At 70.6% G+C, this 18,894-nt stretch carries 8 protein-coding genes and 1 pseudogene; 6 read left to right on the forward strand and 3 right to left on the reverse strand.

The genetic code is table 11. From position 1 onward, the window contains the following. Positions 1 to 18 precede the first annotated feature (18 nt). Positions 19 to 11,211 (forward strand): annotated as a pseudogene (locus NON19_RS14585) (SDR family NAD(P)-dependent oxidoreductase); the annotation flags it as partial. A gap of 57 nt (positions 11,212 to 11,268) precedes the next feature. On the opposite strand, the gene NON19_RS14590 reads toward NON19_RS14585, so the two are convergent. From NON19_RS14590 to NON19_RS14600, 3 genes are all read right to left on the reverse strand, one after another. Next, a complete protein-coding gene (locus NON19_RS14590; RefSeq protein WP_255928102.1) occupies positions 11,269 to 12,219 on the reverse strand; it encodes an ACP S-malonyltransferase in 951 nt (316 codons plus the stop codon). Positions 12,220 to 12,300: 81 nt separating this feature from the next. Further along, positions 12,301 to 13,197 (reverse strand): ABC transporter permease, encoded by an 897-nt coding sequence (locus NON19_RS14595; RefSeq protein WP_255928104.1) that lies wholly within the window; start codon positions 13,195 to 13,197, stop codon positions 12,301 to 12,303. Further along, a complete protein-coding gene (locus tag NON19_RS14600) occupies positions 13,194 to 14,162 on the reverse strand; it encodes an ABC transporter ATP-binding protein (RefSeq protein ID WP_255928106.1) in 969 nt (322 codons plus the stop codon). Before NON19_RS14600 ends, NON19_RS14595 begins: the two co-directional genes overlap by 4 nt. A gap of 454 nt (positions 14,163 to 14,616) precedes the next feature. Between NON19_RS14600 and rfbD the strand changes: the two genes are divergently transcribed. From rfbD to NON19_RS14625, 5 genes are read left to right on the forward strand one after another with little or no spacing between them, the layout of a single operon-like run. Next, entirely contained in the window at positions 14,617 to 15,525 is a 909-nt protein-coding gene (gene rfbD, locus NON19_RS14605; RefSeq protein WP_255928184.1) for a dTDP-4-dehydrorhamnose reductase, read from the forward strand. Positions 15,526 to 15,528: 3 nt separating this feature from the next. Then, positions 15,529 to 16,170 (forward strand): dTDP-4-dehydrorhamnose 3,5-epimerase, encoded by a 642-nt coding sequence (gene rfbC / locus NON19_RS14610; protein ID WP_255928108.1) that lies wholly within the window; start codon positions 15,529 to 15,531, stop codon positions 16,168 to 16,170. Beyond that, complete coding sequence (locus NON19_RS14615) at positions 16,167 to 17,234, forward strand: glucose-1-phosphate thymidylyltransferase (RefSeq protein WP_255928110.1); 1,068 nt, start codon at positions 16,167 to 16,169, stop codon at positions 17,232 to 17,234. The genes rfbC and NON19_RS14615 overlap by 4 nt, the downstream gene beginning before the upstream one ends. Next, a complete protein-coding gene (rfbB, locus tag NON19_RS14620) occupies positions 17,231 to 18,217 on the forward strand; it encodes a dTDP-glucose 4,6-dehydratase (RefSeq protein ID WP_255928112.1) in 987 nt (328 codons plus the stop codon). Before NON19_RS14615 ends, rfbB begins: the two co-directional genes overlap by 4 nt. Further along, entirely contained in the window at positions 18,214 to 18,888 is a 675-nt protein-coding gene (locus tag NON19_RS14625) for a thioesterase II family protein (protein ID WP_255928114.1), read from the forward strand. The genes rfbB and NON19_RS14625 overlap by 4 nt, the downstream gene beginning before the upstream one ends. The last annotated feature ends 6 nt before the right edge of the window (positions 18,889 to 18,894 follow it).

An 18,894-nucleotide genomic window follows, 5' to 3' on the forward strand; every position in this document is an offset into this window, starting at 1 on the left:
TACTTTCTCAAGCGGGTGACTGCCGACCTCCATGAGACCCGGCGCCGTTTGCAGGAAGTCGAGTCGGGCGAGCAGGAGCCGATCGCCATCGTCGGGATGAGCTGCCGCTACCCGGGCGGCGTCCAGTCGCCCGAGGACCTGTGGCGGCTGGTCGCCGAAGGTGGGGACGCCGTCTCCGGCTTCCCCACCGACCGCGGCTGGGACATCGAGCGGCTCTTCGACGACGACCCCGACCAGCAGGGCACCAGCTACGTCAGCGAGGGCGGATTCCTCCACCAGGCCAACCAGTTCGACCCGGCCTTCTTCGGGATCAGCCCGCGCGAGGCGCTGGCGATGGACCCGCAGCAGCGGCTGCTGCTGGAGACCACCTGGGAGGTCTTCGAGCGGGCTGGTATCGACCCCTCGTCGGTGCGCGGCAGCCGAACCGGTGTGTTCGCGGGCGTGATGTACCACGACTACACCTCGCGGCTGCGCGCCGTCCCCGAGGGCGTCGAGGGCTATCTGGGCACCGGTGGCTCCAGCAGCATCGCCTCGGGCCGGGTGTCGTACACCTTCGGCCTCGAAGGCCCGGCGGTCACCGTGGACACGGCCTGCTCCTCGTCCCTGGTCACGCTGCACCTGGCCATCCAGGCGCTGCGCAACGGCGAGTGCTCGCTGGCGCTGGCCGGTGGCGTCACCGTGATGCCGACTCCCGGTACGTTCACCGAGTTCAGCCGTCAGCGCGGGCTGTCGTTCGACGGCCGCTGCAAGTCGTTCGCCGCCGCGGCCGATGGCACGGGCTGGGGTGAGGGCGTGGGCATGCTGCTGGTGGAGCGGTTGTCGGACGCGCGGAAGAACGGGCATCCGGTGCTGGCGGTCGTGCGCGGTAGTGCGGTCAACCAGGATGGTGCGAGCAATGGGTTGACGGCGCCGAATGGTCCGTCGCAGCAGCGGGTGATTCGGCAGGCGTTGGCGAACGCCCGGTTGACCGCGGCCGATGTGGATGTGGTGGAGGCGCACGGCACGGGCACCACGTTGGGTGATCCGATCGAGGCGCAGGCGCTGCTGGCCACCTACGGCAGGGAACGGCCGGACGGCCAGCCGTTGTGGCTGGGCTCCATCAAGTCCAACATGGGCCACACGCAGGCCGCCGCCGGTGTTGCCGGGATCATCAAGATGGTTATGGCGATGCGGCACGGTGTGCTGCCGAAGACCCTGCACGTGGACCAGCCGACGCCGCATGTCGACTGGTCGCAGGGTGCGGTCGAGCTGTTGACCGAGGCGCGGGAGTGGCCGCGCACCGGCCAGCCGCGTCGGGCCGCTGTTTCCTCATTCGGCATCAGCGGCACCAACGCCCACGTGATCATCGAGCAAGCACCGCAACTGGAGACGGAAGAGACACCGCAGGAGCCACGCGCGCTTCCGGTACTGCCCTGGACGCTGTCCGCGAAGTCGGCCGATGCGCTGCGCGCCCAGGCCGAGCGCCTGCTGACCCATCTGACCGCGCACCCGGAGCTCGGCGCGGTTGACGCCGCCTACTCGCTGGCGGTGACGCGGTCCGCGCTTGAGCACCGCGCGGCCGTCATCGGCAGCGACCGCGATTCCCTACTCGACCGGCTCACCAAGCTCGCGGCCGATGAGTTGCCCGCCGGGGTGGTACGGGGCAGGGCGGACGGCCGGGGCAAGGTAGCGTTCCTGTTCACCGGTCAGGGCAGCCAGCGGCCGGGGATGGGACGGGAGCTCCACCAGGCGTATCCCGTCTTCGCGCGGGCGCTGGACGAGGTGCTCCAGCACTTCGAACTCCCGCTGAAGGATGTGCTGTTCGGCTCGGACGGCGGTGCGCTGGACCAGACGGCCTACACCCAGCCCGCGCTGTTCGCCCTTGAGGTGGCGCTGTTCCGGTTGCTGGAGTCGTGGGGCCTGACGCCTGACTTCCTGGCCGGGCACTCGATCGGTGAGCTGGCCGCCGCGCATGTCTCCGGTGTGCTGTCGCTGGAGGACGCGTGCACGCTGGTGGCGGCGCGTGGTCGCCTGATGCAGGAACTGCCGGGCGGCGGTGCGATGGTGGCGGTGCAGGCGGCGGAGGATGAGGTCGCGCCGCTGCTGGGCGAGGGCGTGAGCATCGCCGCGATCAACGGTCCCATGTCGGTTGTCGTCGCGGGTGACGAGGCCAAGGTCCTGGAGATCGCTTCCGGTTTTGATTCGCAGGGCCGTAAGACCAAGCGCCTGACCGTCAGCCACGCCTTCCACTCCGCCCATATGGACGGCATGCTGGCCGACTTCCGCAAGGTTGCCGAAGGCCTCACGTTCGATGCCCCCCGCATCCCCATCGTCTCCGCCCTCACCGGCGAGCTGGTCACCGCCGAAGACATCCGCCTGCCCGACTACTGGGTACGCCACGTCCGCGAGTCCGTGCGGTTCCTCGACGGTGTAAGGGCGTTGGAAGCCCAGAACGTCAGCACGTTCATCGAGCTCGGCCCGGACGGCGTGCTGTCCGCCATGGCGCAGGACTGCGTCACGGACACCGACGGCAAGGCGTTCCTCCCCGTGCTGCGCGACGGCCGCTCCGAGGCCGAGGCCGTGAACGCCGCCGTGGCCGAAGCGCATGTGCGCGGGGTGGCCGTCGACTGGGCCGGATACTTCGACGGTACCGGCGCGGTTCGGGTGGACCTGCCCACCTATGCCTTCCAGCACCAGCACTACTGGCTGGACGCGGGCACCGCCTTCGGCGATGTGACGTCGGCCGGTCTGCGCTCGGCGGAGCATCCGCTGCTGGGCGCCGCGGTCTCGCTGGCCGACGCCGAAGGGTTCCTGTTCACCGGCCGCCTGTCGCTTGACACGCATCCGTGGCTGGCCGACCACGCCGTGCTGGGGGCGGTACTGCTGCCCGGCACGGCGTTCGTGGAACTCGCCGTGCGCGCCGGAGACCAGGTCGGCTGCGACCTGGTGGAGGAACTGACCCTGGAAGCACCGCTGGTGCTGCCCGTACAGGGTGGCGTCCAACTACAGATCACGATGGGCGCCCCGGACGAGACGGGTCGTCGTTCGATCACCTTCCACTCCCGCGCGGACCACGCCCCCGAAGAGGAACCGTGGCTGCGGCACGCCACGGGTGTGCTGGCCGAGGGTGCGTCGAAGGCGTCGTTCGACTTCGGTGTGTGGCCTCCGGCGGATGCTGAGCCGGTGGCTGTGGACGGGTTGTACGAGGGGCTGGCGGATGCCGGGTTCGCGTACGGTCCGGTGTTCCAGGGGCTGCGGGCGGCCTGGCGGCGTGGCGATGAGGTGTTCGCCGAGGTGGGTTTGCCGGAGGGTGCCGAGGATGCTGGATTTGGTCTGCATCCGGCGTTGCTGGACGCGGTGTTGCACGGTATCGGGCTCGGCGGCCTGGTCGAGGAGACCGGACAGGGACGGCTCCCGTTCTCCTGGTCGGGTGTGACCCTGCACGCCGTCGGCGCGTCGGCGCTACGGGTGCGGCTGGCCCCGGCTGGGCGGGACGCGGTGGCGTTGCAGATCGCGGATGCGGCGGGCGCCGCGGTGGCGTCGGTGGACGCGTTGGCCTTGCGGTCGGTCTCGCCGGCGCAGTTGGGCGGTGGCCGCGATGGGGTGGCGGAGTCGCTGTTCCGGGTGGAGTGGGCCGAACTGGCGGTTCCGGGGGACGCCGAGCGGCCGTCGTACACGGTCGTAGGCGACGGGGGCCTGGCTGCGCTGGCGACCCCACTGCCGGACAACGTGGTGGTGGACGCCTCGCCAGAACCGATGGCCTCCGTCGCGGGTGTCCACGCGATGACGCAGCGGGCTTTGGCACTGCTCCAGGAGTGGCTGGCGGACGAGCAATACGCCGCGTCGCGACTGGTGTTCGTCACGCACGGCCCGGAGGACCTGGCGGGGGCGGCGGTACGGGGTCTGGTGCGCTCGGCGCAGTCGGAGAACCCGGGGCGGTTCGTCCTGGTGGACCTCGACGTGCCGGAACTCGATCCGGCGCTGCTCACCTTGCCGGAGCAGGAGTTGGCCGTCCGTGGCGGCCGCGTGCTGGCGCCGAGGTTGGCGCGGGCCACCGTCGGGGGTGACGAGCCGTCGTTCGATGTGAACGGCACGGTGTTGGTCACCGGTGCCAGTGGTGAGTTGGGTGGTGTGTTTGCCCGGCACCTGGTGGCTGAGCGTGGGGTGCGGCATCTGTTGTTGGTGTCGCGTCGCGGGGCGGATGCCGCAGGCGCCTCGGAGCTCGCCGCTGAGCTCGCGGGTTTGGGTGCGCGGGTGTCGTGGGCGGCGTGTGATGTGGCCGACCGGGACGCGCTGGCCGGAGTGTTGGCCGCGGTTCCGGCGGAGCATCCGCTGACTGCCGTGATTCACACCGCTGGTGTGCTGGACGACGGTGTGATCGACTCGCTGACCCCTGAGCGGGTCTCCAGGGTGTTGCGTCCGAAGGTGGATGGGGCCTGGAACCTGCATGAGCTGACCCAGGGTATGGGTCTGTCGGCGTTCGTGTTGTTCTCCTCGGCCGCTGGTGTCTTCGGTGGTGCGGGTCAGGGCAACTACGCGGCGGCGAACAGTTTCCTGGACGCGCTGGCGGAGCACCGTAAGTCGCTGGGCCTGGCGGGCAGTTCGTTGGCGTGGGGTCTGTGGGCCACGGGTATGGCGGATTCGGCTGATGTCGAGCGGTTGAACCGTGGTGGTGTGGCCGCGCTGTCGGTGCAGGACGGTACAGCGCTGTTCGACGCGGCCGTACGCACCGACGAGGCGTTGCTGGTGCCGATGCGGCTGGACCTGGCCGGGCTGCGCGCCCAGGCGGCCAGTGGCATGCTGCCCCCGCTGCTGCGCGGCCTGGTACGTACCCCCACCCGCCGCGCCACCGCCAACGCGGCCGCGCCCACCGGGGCGCTGGCACAACGTCTCGCCGGGCTGTCCGAGGCCGAACGCGACCGTGCCGTACTGGAGTTGGTCCGTGCGCAGGTGGCCGCCGTACTCGGCCTGGCCGGGGCGGAAGCGGTCGAACCGCTGCGTGCCTTCAACGAGGTCGGCTTCGACTCGCTGACCGCCCTGGAACTACGCAACCGGCTGAACGCGGCCACCGGGGCCCGGCTGCCCGCCACCCTGATCTTCGACTACCCGACCCCGACCGCGCTGGCCGACTACCTGGCCACCGAGTTCCTCGGCGCCCGTGCGGGCACCGCCACCCCGGCCGTCACGGCGGCGTCGGCGGCGGATGACGAGCCGATCGCGATCGTGGCGATGAGCTGCCGCTTCCCCGGCGGGGTGAAGTCACCAGAAGACCTTTGGCAACTGGTCACCGAAGGCAGGGACGCGATATCCGGACTGCCGACAGACCGCGGCTGGGACGTGGCAGGGCTGTTCGACCCGGACCCTGACCGGCCCGGCACCAGTTACACCCGCGATGGCGGATTCCTGCACGACGCACACCACTTCGACCCGGTCTTCTTCGGCATCAGCCCCCGCGAGGCGCTGGCCACCGACCCTCAGCAGCGGCTGCTGCTGGAGACCACCTGGGAGGCGTTCGAGCGGGCCGGTATCGACCCCTCGTCGGTGCGCGGCAGCCGTACCGGTGTCTTCGCGGGCGTGATGTACAACGACTACGGCACCCTGCTGCACCGCGCTCCCGACGGCCTTGAGGGCTACATGGGCACCGCCAGCTCCGGCAGCGTGGTGTCGGGCCGGGTGTCGTACACGTTCGGGCTTGAAGGCCCGGCGGTCACCGTTGACACGGCCTGCTCGTCGTCCCTGGTCACGCTGCATCTGGCGGTGCAGGCGCTGCGCAACGGCGAGTGCTCGCTGGCGCTGGCTGGTGGCGTCACGGTGATGGCGACGCCGGGTACTTTCGTCGCGTTCAGCCGCCAGCGCGGTCTGGCGGCGGACGGCCGCTGCAAGCCGTTCGCCGCGGGTGCGGACGGTACGGCGTGGGGTGAGGGCGTGGGCATGCTGCTGGTGGAGCGGTTGTCGGACGCGCGGAGGAACGGGCATCCGGTGCTGGCGGTCGTGCGCGGTAGTGCGGTCAACCAGGATGGTGCGAGCAATGGGTTGACGGCGCCGAATGGTCCGTCGCAGCAGCGGGTGATTCGGCAGGCGTTGGCGAACGCCCGGTTGACCGCGGCCGATGTGGATGTGGTGGAGGCGCACGGTACGGGCACCACGTTGGGTGATCCGATCGAGGCGCAGGCGCTGCTGGCCACCTACGGGCGCGAACACGGCGATGACCAGCCGTTGTGGCTGGGGTCCATCAAGTCCAACTTCGGTCATACGCAGGCCGCCGCCGGTGTTGCCGGGATCATCAAGATGGTTATGGCGATGCGGCACGGTGTGCTGCCGAAGACCCTGCACGTGGACCAGCCGACGCCGCATGTCGACTGGTCGGCGGGTGCGGTGGAGTTGCTGACCGAGGCGCGTCAGTGGCCGCGGACCGGGCGCCCGCGTCGGGCGGCCGTCTCCTCGTTCGGCATCAGCGGCACCAACGCCCACACGATCATCGAGCAGGCACCGACCGTTGACGCCGACCAGCCGGATCAGGCTCCGGCCACGCCGAAGACGCTGCCCTGGGTGCTGTCGGCCAGGACCGCCGAAGCGTTGCGCGCGCAGGCGGAGCGGCTCCGTGCGCACGTCGCCGCCGACCCGACGCTGAACCCGGCGGACGTTGGCCTCTCACTGGCCACCGGACGTGCCGCGTTCGAGCACCGCGCGGTGGTGGTGGCGGGGGAGCGGGACGGCTTCCTCACCGGCCTGACTGCGCTGGCCGAGGGGCGCGATGCGGCCGGGGTCATCGAGGGCACCCCGGGCGGCGGGAAGTTGGCGTTCCTGTTCACCGGGCAAGGCAGCCAGCGACTGGGAATGGGACGGGAGCTGTATGAGACCTGTCCTGTCTTCGCCCGGGCGCTGGACGAGGTGTGTGAGCGGTTTGATGTGCCGCTGCGGGATGTGATCTTCGGCGCTGATGGTGGCCTGCTGGATCAGACCGCCTACACCCAGCCCGCGTTGTTCGCCGTTGAGGTGGCGTTGTTCCGGCTCGTTGAGTCGTGGGGGCTGACGCCTGACTTCCTGGCCGGGCACTCGATCGGTGAGTTGGTGGCGGCGCATGTTTCCGGTGTGCTGTCGCTGGATGATGCCTGCACGCTGGTGGCGGCGCGTGGCCGTCTGATGCAGGAACTGCCGGGCGGCGGTGCAATGGTGGCGCTCCAAGCGGCGGAGGATGAGGTCGCGCCGCTGCTGGTTGACGGCGTGAGCATCGCCGCGATCAACGGGCCTTCGTCTGTTGTGATCTCCGGTGATGAGGCCTCGGTTCTGGAGATCGCCGCGGGCTTGGAGGCGCAGGAACGTAAGACCAAGCGGCTGACCGTCAGCCACGCGTTCCACTCGCCGCACATGGACGGCATGCTGGACGCGTTCCGCGAGGTTGCCGAAGGCCTCACCTACCACGCCTGCCGCATCCCCATCGTCTCCACCCTCACCGGCGAGCTGGTCACCGCCGAGGAGGTCATGGAGCCCGAGCACTGGGTGCGCCACGCCCGCGAGGCCGTCCGCTTCCTCGACGCCGTCCAGGCCCTGGAAGCGCGGAACGTCACCACGTACCTCGAACTCGGCCCCGATGGTGTGCTGTCGGCGATGGCGCAGGAGTGCGTGACGTCGGACGCCGCGGCCTTCGCCCCCGCGCTTCGTGGCGGACGCCCTGAGGCGGAAACGCTGGCCCTCGCCCTGGGCCGGGCCCATGTGCGCGGCGCGACAGTGGACTGGAACGTGTACTTCGCGGGCGCCCGCCGCGTGGATCTCCCCACGTACGCCTTCCAGCACCAGCGGTACTGGATCGACGTGCCCCTGACGGCGGTGGGCGATGTCGGCTCCATCGGCCTGGGCGACGCCGACCACCCGCTGCTGGGTGCGGCGGTGGAGCTGCCGGAGTCCGACGGCTGTGTCCTCACCGGACGGCTGGGACTGCGCACCCACCCGTGGCTGGCCGATCACGCGGTGTCCGGAACGGTGTTGCTGCCCGGTACGGCGTTCGTGGAGATGGCGATCAGGGCCGGGGACCAGGTCGGCTGCGACGTGCTGGAGGAACTCACCCTTGAGGCGCCGCTGATCCTGTCCGAGGACGCGGCGGTTCAACTGCGGCTCTGGGTCGCGGAGTCCGACGAGTCCGGCAGGCGCCAGCTGGCCCTGCACTCGCGGCCCGAGGACGCCCCGGCCGACGCGCCGTGGCTCCGGCACGCCAGCGGTGTGCTGGCCTCGGGTTCGGCTCGTACGGCGGACGACCTCGCCGCCTGGCCTCCGGCTGACGCACAGCCGCTGGACGTGGCCGGTCTCTACGACCGGTTCGCCGAAGGCGGCTTCGGATACGGCCCGGCGTTCCAGGGGCTGCGGGCGGCGTGGCGGCGCGGTGAGGAGGTCTTCGCCGAGCTGCGGCTGCCGCAGGAGCAGCATGCCGACGCCGCCCGGTTCGGTCTGCACCCGGCGCTGCTCGACTCCGCGCTGCACGGTCTGGCGCTGGGCGCCTTCACCGGCGAGGCCGCGGGGATCCGGCTGCCGTTCTCCTGGACCGGTGTCACCCTGCACGCCAGCGGAGCCGCCGCGCTGCGGGTGCGGATCGCGCCGGGGGCGGACGGTTCGGTGTCGCTGACGGCGGCGGACGAGACGGGCGAGCCGGTCGCCTCGGTCGAGTCGCTGGTGCTGCGCCGGATGGACCCGGCCCAACTCGGCGCGTCCCCGGCGCGGTTCCACGAATCGCTGTTCCGGGTGGAGTGGACGGCCGTTCCGGTGGCCCAGGACGCGGCCGCCGTCCGGCGTTGGGCCGTGGTCGGCGCCGATCACGGCGGGCTGGCGGCCGTGCTGGAGACGGCCGGTGCCGTGGTCGACGGCTACGCCGATCTGGCGGCGCTGGCCGGTGTGGTGCGGGCGGGCAAGCCGCTGCCGGACGTGGTGCTCGCGCCCTGCGCCCCGGCCGAGTCCGCCCGACGGGCCACCCACGACGCGCTGGGCCTCGTGCAGGGCTGGCTGGCGGAGGAGTGCTTCGAGGGCTCCCGGCTGGTGTTCGTCACCCGCAACGCGGTGGCGGGCGTGCCGGATCTGGCGCACGCGCCGGTGTGGGGCCTGCTGCGCTCCGCCCAGACGGAGAACCCGGGGGCCTTCGGCCTACTGGACGTGGACGGCCAGGACCTCCCCTACGCCCTGCTGTCGGCCGCCGTGTCGGGCGGCGAGGAGCAACTGGCGGTGCGCGAGGGCGCGTTGTACGCGCCGCGCCTGGCCAGGGTTCCGGTCGCCGCCGAGCCGGGCCGGGCGTCGTTCGACCCGGACGGCACGGTGCTGGTCACCGGTGCCACCGGTGCGCTCGGCGGACTGGTCGCCCGGCACCTGGTGACCGAGCACGGCGTACGGCATCTGCTGCTGACCAGCCGCCGTGGCTCCCAGGCCGATGGCGCCGCGGAACTGAGCGCCGAGCTGGCCGAGTTGGGCGCACAGGTCACCTGGGCGGCCTGTGACGCGGCGGACCGGGAGGCGCTGGCCGGTGTGCTGGGGGCGATCCCGGCCGCGCATCCGCTGAACGCCGTGGTCCACACCGCCGGAGTGCTCGACGACGGGCTGATCCCGTCGCTGACCGGCGACCGGATCGACACGGTGTTCCGCCCGAAGGTGGACGCGGCGACCAATCTGCACGAGCTGACCCGGGACCTGGACCTGACCGCCTTCGTGCTGTTCTCGTCCGCCGCTGGCACCTTCGGCACCCCCGGTCAGGGCAACTACGCGGCGGCCAACGCCTTCCTGGACGCGCTGGCCGAGCGGCGCCGGGCCGAGGGCCTGCCCGCGGTCTCGCTCGCCTGGGGCCTGTGGGCGCAACGCAGCGCGATGACCGGCGAGTTGGCCGACGCGGATGTGCGCCGGATGGCCAGGGGCGGTCTGCTGCCACTGCCGACCGAGCGCGGCCTGGCGCTGTTCGACACCGCCTGCGGGCAGACCGAGGACGCCGTGCTGGTGCCGGTGAACCTGGACACCCGGCAGTTGCAGGCCGCCGACGCGTTGCCCGGACTGTTCCGCGGGCTGGTGCGCGGTGCCGCACGGCGCGCCGCCCGGTCCGGGCAGACCGCACAGGCGGAGGCGGGCACCTGGCTGCGGCGGCTGGCCGGGCTGGGCGAGACCGAGCAGGAGAGTGTGCTGTTGGGGCTGGTGCGCGAGCAGGTCGCCGTCGTGCTGGGCTACGCCTCGCCGGACGAGGTGAGCGCGGAGCGGGAGTTCCTGGAACTGGGCGTGGACTCGCTGACCGCGGTCGAGCTGCGCAACCGGCTGGGCGCGGCCACCGGGCTGCGGCTGCCGCCGACGCTGCTGTTCGACCACCCGACGCCGACGCTCACCGCCCAGCGGCTGCGCGCCGAACTGGCCGGTGCGGCACCGGAGGCCGAACGACCCGCGGACGATGAGCCGACCGGCGGGGTGTTCGGTCAGATGCTGCGGCAGGCCGGTGAACTGGGTAGGTCCGGTGAGTTCATGGGGCTGTTGATGGAGGCGTCCCGGTTCCGTCCGTCGTTCGCGTCGGCGGCCGAGCTGCGCAGGGCGCCGAGCCTGGTGCGGCTGTCCTCCGGTGAACGGCAGCCGGGTCTGGTCTGCTTCTCCTCGATCCTGTCGATCTCCGGACCGCACCAGTACGCCCGGTTCGCCGCGGGCTTCCGGGGCCGCCGGGACGTGTGGGCGCTGGGCGCGCCCGGCTTCCTCGCCGGTGAGCAGTTGCCGGCCAGCAAGGAGGCGGTGATCGAGGCGCAGGCCCAGGCGGTGGTAGGGCACGCGGACGGCAGGCCGTTCGTGCTGCTCGGCCACTCCTCGGGCGGGATGCTGGCGCACGCAGTCGCCGCGCGGCTGGAGTCGGAGAGGGTGGCGCCGCAGGCGGTGGTGCTGATCGACATCTACTCGCACGACGACGACGCGATCGTGGGCATCCAGCCGGGCCTGGCCGAGGGGATGAACGAGCGACAGGAAAGCTATGTGCCGGTCGATGACACTCGGCTGCTGGCGATGGGCGGCTACTTCCGGCTGTTCGGCGACTGGAAGCCGCAGCCGATCAGCACTCCCACGCTGCTGCTGCGGGCCGGGGAGCGGCTGTTCGACTGGTCCAGGGACGGTGACTGGCGGTCCTACTGGGACCTGGAGCACACCGCCGTGGACGTGCCCGGCAACCACTTCACGATGATGGAGCGGCACGCCGAGACCACCGCGCGGGCGGTGGACGACTGGCTGGCCGGGCGCTGACGGCACGCCGAAGGGCCGGGCTCCGGTGGGAGCCCGGCCCTTCGGCGTTGGTCTCGGCTACCTGGCGCGTGAGCGGTCGCGTTCCCGTTCGCGGGAGCGCTTGGTCAGGCCGACCGCCACGACCTCGAAGTTGTCCTTGGTGCAGTCCAGCCGGTGGAAGAGGTTGTCGGGACCGGTGACGCACACCTTGGTCACCCCGGCGCCCTTCAACGTGGCCACCACGTCGGGCCAGTTGATCGGCCGGTCGAAGGTGTCCAGCATCATCGTCCGCATCTCGCTGGCGGAGTTGATGACCGTGCCGTCCTGGTCGGTGACCACCGGCAGCTTGGGGTCGGCCAGTTCGTACGCCGCGAACACCTCCTCGGCCTCACGACGCAGCGCGCGGAACGCGGGGGCGTGGACCGGGGGCCGCATGGAGTACATCGAGTAGCCACCGGCCCTGCTGATCGCCTGCTTGAGACCGTCGAGCTCCTTCTCCCGCACCGAGAGCATGTGGAAGCCGTTGTCGAGGTATCCGGAGAACTCGTACCACTCGCCGCGCTCGTCGAAGTCGGCCAGGATCTCCCGCAGCCGCTCCTCGGGGGTGCGCACGAACGAGTGGGTGATCACGTCGGTGTGCTCGCGGCGGAAGAAGTCCTCCTCCAGCAGGGCCAGTTCGGCGGTGAGCCGTACCACCTCGGCGAAGGACAGACTGCCGACGTAGGCTGCCGCCGCCTTCTGCCCGAAGCTCGGGCCGACGCAGAAGTCCGGGCTGATGCCCAAGGTCTCCTCGGCCTTGTCGGCCAGCGCCATCGAGTTGACCAGGAACGCCACCTGGCTGAACTCCGAGTAGTCCTCGGTGGCCTCCCGGAAGTTGTCGAAGACCGAGGTGCCCAGCGCCTCATCGGCTTCGGCCAGCCGACGCCGGGCGTACGGGTCGAGCATCAGGAACTTGCCCACCTCGGAGAATCGGGACGGTCCCATGCCGGGGAAGACTATGGCGGTACGGGCCTGTTCGGATGCGGTCATGATGTGGTGCGCCTTCTTGGTCGGTTGCGGTGTGTTCGGCACCGCCGGTCCGCGCCGCGGGGGCAAGCCCCCGCGGCTCCCTTAGTCCTGTGCCCTGCGGCGGAAGCCCCGGATGCCGATGAAGCCGTAGATCAAGGTGGCCGCGGCGATCGCGGCGATGCAGATCGGCAGCGGAATCGAGTGCGGTCCTGCCTTCGGTAGCAGCAGTCCGCGCATCGCCTCACTGACGTACGTCAGCGGGTTGAGGGTGCACAGGATCTGGAACCACCGGATGTGGGACAGGCTGGCCCACGGGAACTGGGTGGCCCCGGTGAACATGATGGGTGTCAGTGTCATCGCGAAGACGATGCTGATGTGCCGGGCGGGCGCCAGGGTGCCCAGCATCAGCCCGACCGCGCCGCCCACGATGCCGCCGAGCGAGATGATGCCGAGGGTCGCCGGGAGGGTGTGCAGCGGCCAGGAGACATGGTCGAGCAGCCCCAGACCGATCGGGATCATCACCAGCGAGCCGATCACTCCGCGCATCGCACCGAAGATGATCTTCTCGATCGCCACCAGCACCACCGGGATCGGCGCCAGCAGCCGGTCCTCGATCTCCTTGGTGTACGAGAAGTCGATGGCCAGCGGGAGCGCGGTGTTCTGCAGCGAGACCAGGAAGCTGTTGAGCGCCACCACACCGGGCAGCAGCACCTGTTGGAACTCCGGGTTGGTGTAGCCGAGGTTGCTCAGCACCTTGCCGAAGACGAACAGGATGAAGAACGGCTCCACCAGCACCTGGCCGAGGAACGGTGCGATCTCCCGGCCGGTGACGAAGATGTCCCGCCACAGGATGAAGTAGAACGTCCGCCAGCGGGTCGCCCGGCGCCGGTGCCGTCCGCTGCGGGACGGCTGCGGGGTGACGACGGTGGGCTCCGGCTCCTCGGCGGGCAGTGTCGGCGAGGCCGCGGAATCGGACGTGGAGGTGGGTGCGGTGGTCATCGCATCTCCCTACCGGTCAACTCGACGAAAACGTCTTCCAGGGTCGAATTGCCGACGCTCATGTCCTTGATTTCACAGTTCGCTTCGGCCAGTGCCTTGATGACGGTGGGCAGGATCACCGAGGAGGCGGCATCGGAGTAGACCTTCAACCGCACGTCCGCGGGCCCGGTTTCATGATGGAACTCGAATCCGTTCTCGCCGAACTCGGCGCCCGCGAGCGGATCCGTCTCCTCCTGTCGGACGATTTCGACGTTGGCCACCGAATCGATCCGCTTCAGCATTTGGATGACGCTGTCCGGGCCGGAATGCGGCGGCGTGATGGTCACGCTGACCGAGGTGTTGGAGAGCTTCTCCATCAGCGCCTGCGGAGTGTCCAGGGCCAGCAGCCTGCCGTGGTCGATGATTCCGACCCGGTCGCACAGTTTCTCGGCTTCGTCCATGTCGTGGGTGGTGATGACCACCGTCACGCCGCGGCTGCTGAGTTCGGCCACCCGCTCGCGCACGAAGAGCTGGGACTGCGGGTCGAGACCGGTTGCCGGTTCGTCCAGGAAGAGCACCCGGGGCCGGTGCATCAGCGCCCGGGCGATCATCACCCGCTGCGCCTGACCACCGGAGACCTCGTCGGAGCGGGCGTCGCCGTGGTCGGTGAGGCCGACGAACTCCAGGCTCTCGTCGGCCAGTCGGTTGCGCTCGGCGCGCGGCAGCCCGTGGTATCCGGCGTGGAACACCAGGTTCTGGCGGATCGTCAGGGAGCGGTCGAGGTTGTTGCGCTGCGGTACGACGGCGAATGACTGGCGGGCCACCGCGGGCTTGGCGACCACGTCGACGCCCTGTACGAACGCCTGCCCGCCGCTCGGCGCCACCCGGGTGGTGAGGATGCCGATGGTGGTGGTTTTTCCGGCTCCGTTCGGGCCAAGGAACCCGAAGACCTCACCGTGGTTCACGGTGAAGCTGAGGTTGTCCACGGCGGGATGTTCACGATCGGGATACTTTTTGACCAGCCCGTCGACTAGGACGGCATAATCCAGCGGACGTATTGTGTTCATTGACCCTGCGAATCAGGCTGGACGCGATAACGGCAGCACCGGCGTTCTGCCGCGAGGGTCGCACGTGCGGCGGGCTGCGTCGTTGTGCGCCGACGGATTGGGAAGCAATATGGTGCGTGCCATGTCTAGCACGGCTGCCCGCACCACGGGCCTACTGGGCCGTTAAGTTAGGGGTCGGTGCCGCTGGCTAGGGGTGCTTAGGGGGAAATTCCGGGTGTTGCGACTCCCCGGAATAACGCCCTAGCATCGCCGCGTGACCGCGTCGAAGGATTCTGCGCAAAATTTGGCGGCGGGGCATCCGCCGTACGACGCGCCTCGCGAATTCGCGTCCGCCGCACCAACGCCGCCGCCTTCCGCTCCCGCGTTCCGCTGGCTGGTGGTGGGCGCGGGCGGCACGCTGGGACGCGAGGTGACCGCCCGGCTGGCAGCCCGAGGCGCCGACATCGTGGCGCTGGGCCGTGACGGGCTGGACATCACCGATGCCCGCGCCGTCGAGCGTGCCGTCGCCGACCACCGCCCCCAGGCCGTGGTCAACTGCGCCGCGTGGACCGCCGTTGACGACGCGGAGGCCCAGGAGGCCGCCGCCGCGCGGATCAACGCCGACGGCCCGCGCAACCTGGCCCGCGCCTGCGCCGCCTCCGGCGCCCGGCTGCTGCACGTCTCCACCGACTACGTCTTCGGCGGCGCCCCAGAGGACTTCGGCACCCCCTACGGCGAACTGGCCACGCCCGCACCGCACACCGCGTACGGGCGCACCAAACTCGCTGGCGAGCGGGCGGCGTTGGCCGAACTCCCGCACGCCACCACCGTGGTGCGCACCGCCTGGCTGTACGGCAGATCCGCCTCCGGCACCGCGACCACCGGCTTCGTCGGCACCATGGCCCGGATCGCGCGGCACGAGGAGCGCACCGTGGACGTGGTGGACGACCAGCACGGCCAGCCCACCTGGGCGGGCGATCTCGCCGACCGGTTGGTCGCGCTCGGCGGGCTGCCGCTGGAGCGGTCCACCGGGATCTTCCACGGCACCGGCGGCGGCCACACCACCTGGTACGCGCTGGCCCGTGCGGTGTTCCAGCTGGTGGGCGCGGACCCCGAGCGGGTGCGGCGGATCGACAGCGGCCAACTGGTGCGCGCGGCGCGCCGCCCGGCGTGGAGCGTGCTGGGCCACGACGGGTGGGCGAAGGCGGGCCTGCCCCCCTTGCGGCACTGGCGCGCGGCGCTCACCGAAGCGCTCACCGATGCGGCCGCGGACCCCAAGACCCCGGTAGCGGAGGCGCGTTGAGCCATGAAACCCCTGTCCATCGACGGCGCCTGGGTGTACCAGCCGCGGCAGTTCGACGATGACCGCGGCACCTTCCTGGAGTGGTTCCAGGGCCAGCGGTTCCGGGAGGCGACCGGCCGTCGGCTGGACCTCGCGCAGGCCAACTGCTCGGTGTCCCACCGCGGGGTGCTGCGCGGGGTGCACTTCGCCGACGTACCGCCCAGCCAGGCCAAGTACGTCACCTGTGTGCGCGGCGCGGTTCGCGACGTGGTGGTGGACGTGCGGACCGGCTCGCCGACGTTCGGCGAGTGGGAGGCGGTGGAGCTCAACGACTGCGAACGCAACGTGGTGTTCCTGTCCGAGGGACTCGGCCACGCCTTCCAGGCACTGACCGACGAGGCGACCGTCGTCTACCTGTGCTCGGCCGGATACAACCCGGGCCGTGAGCACGGCATCAACCCACTCGACCCGGACCTGGGCATCGAGTGGCTGGACGGTGTGGATCCCGTCCTGTCGCCCAAGGACGCCGCCGCCCCGAGCCTGGCAGCGGCCCAGGCGGCCGGTGTGCTGCCGTCCTACCAGGAGTGCCGGGCGTTCTGGCACTCCCTCGCGTCCGCCACCGGCGCGGCCAGCGAGAGCACCGAGCCGATCGAGGAGACCCCGTGAAGGCGCTCGTCCTGTCCGGGGGTTCGGGGACCCGGCTGCGTCCCCTGACCCACACCTCGGCGAAGCAACTCGTCCCGGTGGCCAACAAGCCCATCCTGTTCTACGTGCTCGAAGGCATCGCCGAGGCGGGCGTCACCGAGGTGGGCATCATCGTGGGCGACACCGCGCCGGAGATCCAGGCCGCGGTCGGCGACGGCTCGGCCTTCGGCCTTTCGGTCGCCTACATCCCGCAGGAGCGGCCGCTGGGCCTGGCGCACGCGGTGCGCATCGCGCGGGACTGGCTCGGCGACGATGACTTTGTCATGTACCTGGGTGACAACTTCCTGGTCGGCGGTATCACCGACCAGCTGGCGGACTTCCGCAGCACCGCGCCCGACGCCCAGATCATGCTCACCCGGGTCAGCGACCCGTCCGCCTTCGGCGTCGCAGAACTCGACGGTGCGGGGCGGGTGATCGGCCTGGAGGAGAAGCCGGAGTTCCCCAAGAGTGACCTGGCGCTGGTCGGGGTCTACTTCTTCACCCCCGCCATCCACGACGCCGTGGCCGCCATCTCCCCGTCCGCACGCGGCGAGTTGGAGATCACCGACGCCATCCAGTGGCTGATCGACCATGACGCCAAGGTGCGTTCCTCGGTGGTCACCGGCTACTGGAAGGACACCGGCAACGCCACCGACATGCTGGAGGTCAACCGGACGGTGCTCGATCGGCTGGCCCCGCGCTGTGAGGGCACCGTGGACGAGGAGAGCGAACTCGTCGGCCGTGTCGTCGTCGAGCCGGGCGCCTCGGTGACCCGCTCCCGCATCGTCGGCCCGGCGGTCATCGGCCGCGGCACCCGCATAGACGGCTCCTACATCGGGCCGTTCACCTCGGTCGCCGACCACTGCACCATCGCCGACAGCGAGATCGAGTACTCGATCGTGCTCACCGGCGCCACGATCGACGGCGTCCGCCGGATCGAGGCGTCCATGATCGGCCGTGATGTGGCCGTCACGCCCGCCCCCCGTACCCCGCAAGCCCACCGCCTGATCCTCGGCGACCACAGCAAGGTGCAGATCCGCTCATGAAGCTCCTGATCACCGGCGCGGCCGGTTTCATCGGCTCCCACCTCGTGCGCACCATCCTCGGCCCGGACCGGCCGCTGGGCGACGGCGTGCGGGTCACCGTGCTGGACAAGCTCACCTACGCCGGCTGCCTGGAGAACCTCGCGCCGGCCCAGGACGCACCCGGCTACGCGTTCGTCCGCGGCGACATCACCGACGCCGCCCTGGTCGACCGACTGGTCGCCGAGCACGACGCGGTGATCCACCTGGCCGCCGAGTCGCATGTGGACCGCTCCATCGAGGCGGCACAGGACTTCGTGCACACCAACGTGCTCGGCACCAGCACCCTGTTGGACGCGGCGCTGCGGCACGGCACGGCGCCGTTCGTGCACGTGTCGACCGACGAGGTCTACGGCTCCGTCCCGTTCGGCTCGTCCACCGAGGACGACCCGCTGCGCCCCAACTCCCCGTACTCCGCGTCCAAGGCCGCCAGCGACCTGATCGCGCTGTCCTACCACCGCACCCACGGGCTGGACGTGCGGGTGACCCGCTGCTCCAACAACTACGGCCCGTACCAGTACCCGGAGAAGGCCATCCCGCTGTTCGTCAGCCGTCTGCTCAGCGGCCGGAACGTGCCGCTGTACGGCGACGGCGGCAACGTACGGGACTGGCTGCACGTCGACGACCACTGCAGAGGCCTGCTCGCGGTGCTCACCGCGGGTAGACCCGGCGAGATCTACAACATCGGCGGCGGCACCGAGCTGACCAACAAGCAGCTCACCGAGGTGCTGTTGGAGGCGTGCGGGGCGGACTGGGACCGGGTGGACCTGGTCGCCGACCGCAAGGGGCACGACCGCCGGTACAGCGTCGACTGGACCAAGATCCGTGACGAGCTGGGGTACCGGCCGGTCCATGACTTCCGCCTGGGCATCGCCGAGACGGTGGAGTGGTACCGCAAGAACCACAAGGTGTGGACCCCCCTCAGGCAGGGGCCGCCGACCACATGACGGAAGAGACCACGCCCGATGACATCGGCCTGATCAGGATCCTGCAACCGGCGACCCCGAGCAGCTTCCGCCTCGTGTGCTTCCCGGGTTTCGTCAACTCCACCGCCTACTACCTGGCGTTGGCCGAGCTGCTGCTGCCCACCGTGGAGGTACTGGTCGTCCAGTACCCGGGGGACGCGGGCGACCCCGACGACCTGTGCCACGGCGAGGGCGAACCGGTGCAGGACGACGAGGAGCTGGCGGACCGGATCTTCGAGGCGCTGGGCGACTGGACCGACCGCCGCCTGGCGTTCTTCGGCCACCGTGACGGCGCCTACCTCGCCTACCGGGTGGCCCAGCGGCTGGAGCGGGAGACCACCGCGCTGTTCATGACGCTGTTCGTCTCCGGCCGCAACGCCCCCGGGGTGCACGCTCCGCTCGGCCCGCCGACGCTGAGCTGCCGCATCGTCGCGCTCACCGGCAACCACGATCCGCGCACCACACCCGCGGGGGTACGGGCCTGGCGGCGGTGCACCAGCGGGCGGTTCGACCTTGAGGTCCTGCCCGGCGCACAGCGCTTCCTCGACAACAGCAAGCGCGAGGTGGTCAACCTCGTCCATGACCAACTCATGTCGATATCGATCGAGAACATCGAAAACATCGCCAATGTCAAGACAATTCAAGCCGAGTAGGACAAG

It is taken from the genome of Streptantibioticus rubrisoli (assembly GCF_024436055.1).
GTDB lineage: Bacteria > Actinomycetota > Actinomycetes > Streptomycetales > Streptomycetaceae > Streptantibioticus_A > Streptantibioticus_A rubrisoli.

What these genes read in the sequence shown, in the direction of transcription:
- rfbC (WP_255928108.1), top strand. Translation starts at nt 15,529, where the DNA reads ATGAAACCCCTGTCCATCGACGGCGCCTGGGTGTACCAGCCGCGGCAG.
- NON19_RS14590 (WP_255928102.1), bottom strand. Translation starts at nt 12,219, where the DNA reads ATGACCGCATCCGAACAGGCCCGTACCGCCATAGTCTTCCCCGGCATG.
- rfbB (WP_255928112.1), top strand. Translation starts at nt 17,231, where the DNA reads ATGAAGCTCCTGATCACCGGCGCGGCCGGTTTCATCGGCTCCCACCTC.
- NON19_RS14595 (WP_255928104.1), bottom strand. Translation starts at nt 13,197, where the DNA reads ATGACCACCGCACCCACCTCCACGTCCGATTCCGCGGCCTCGCCGACA.
- NON19_RS14625 (WP_255928114.1), top strand. Translation starts at nt 18,214, where the DNA reads ATGACGGAAGAGACCACGCCCGATGACATCGGCCTGATCAGGATCCTG.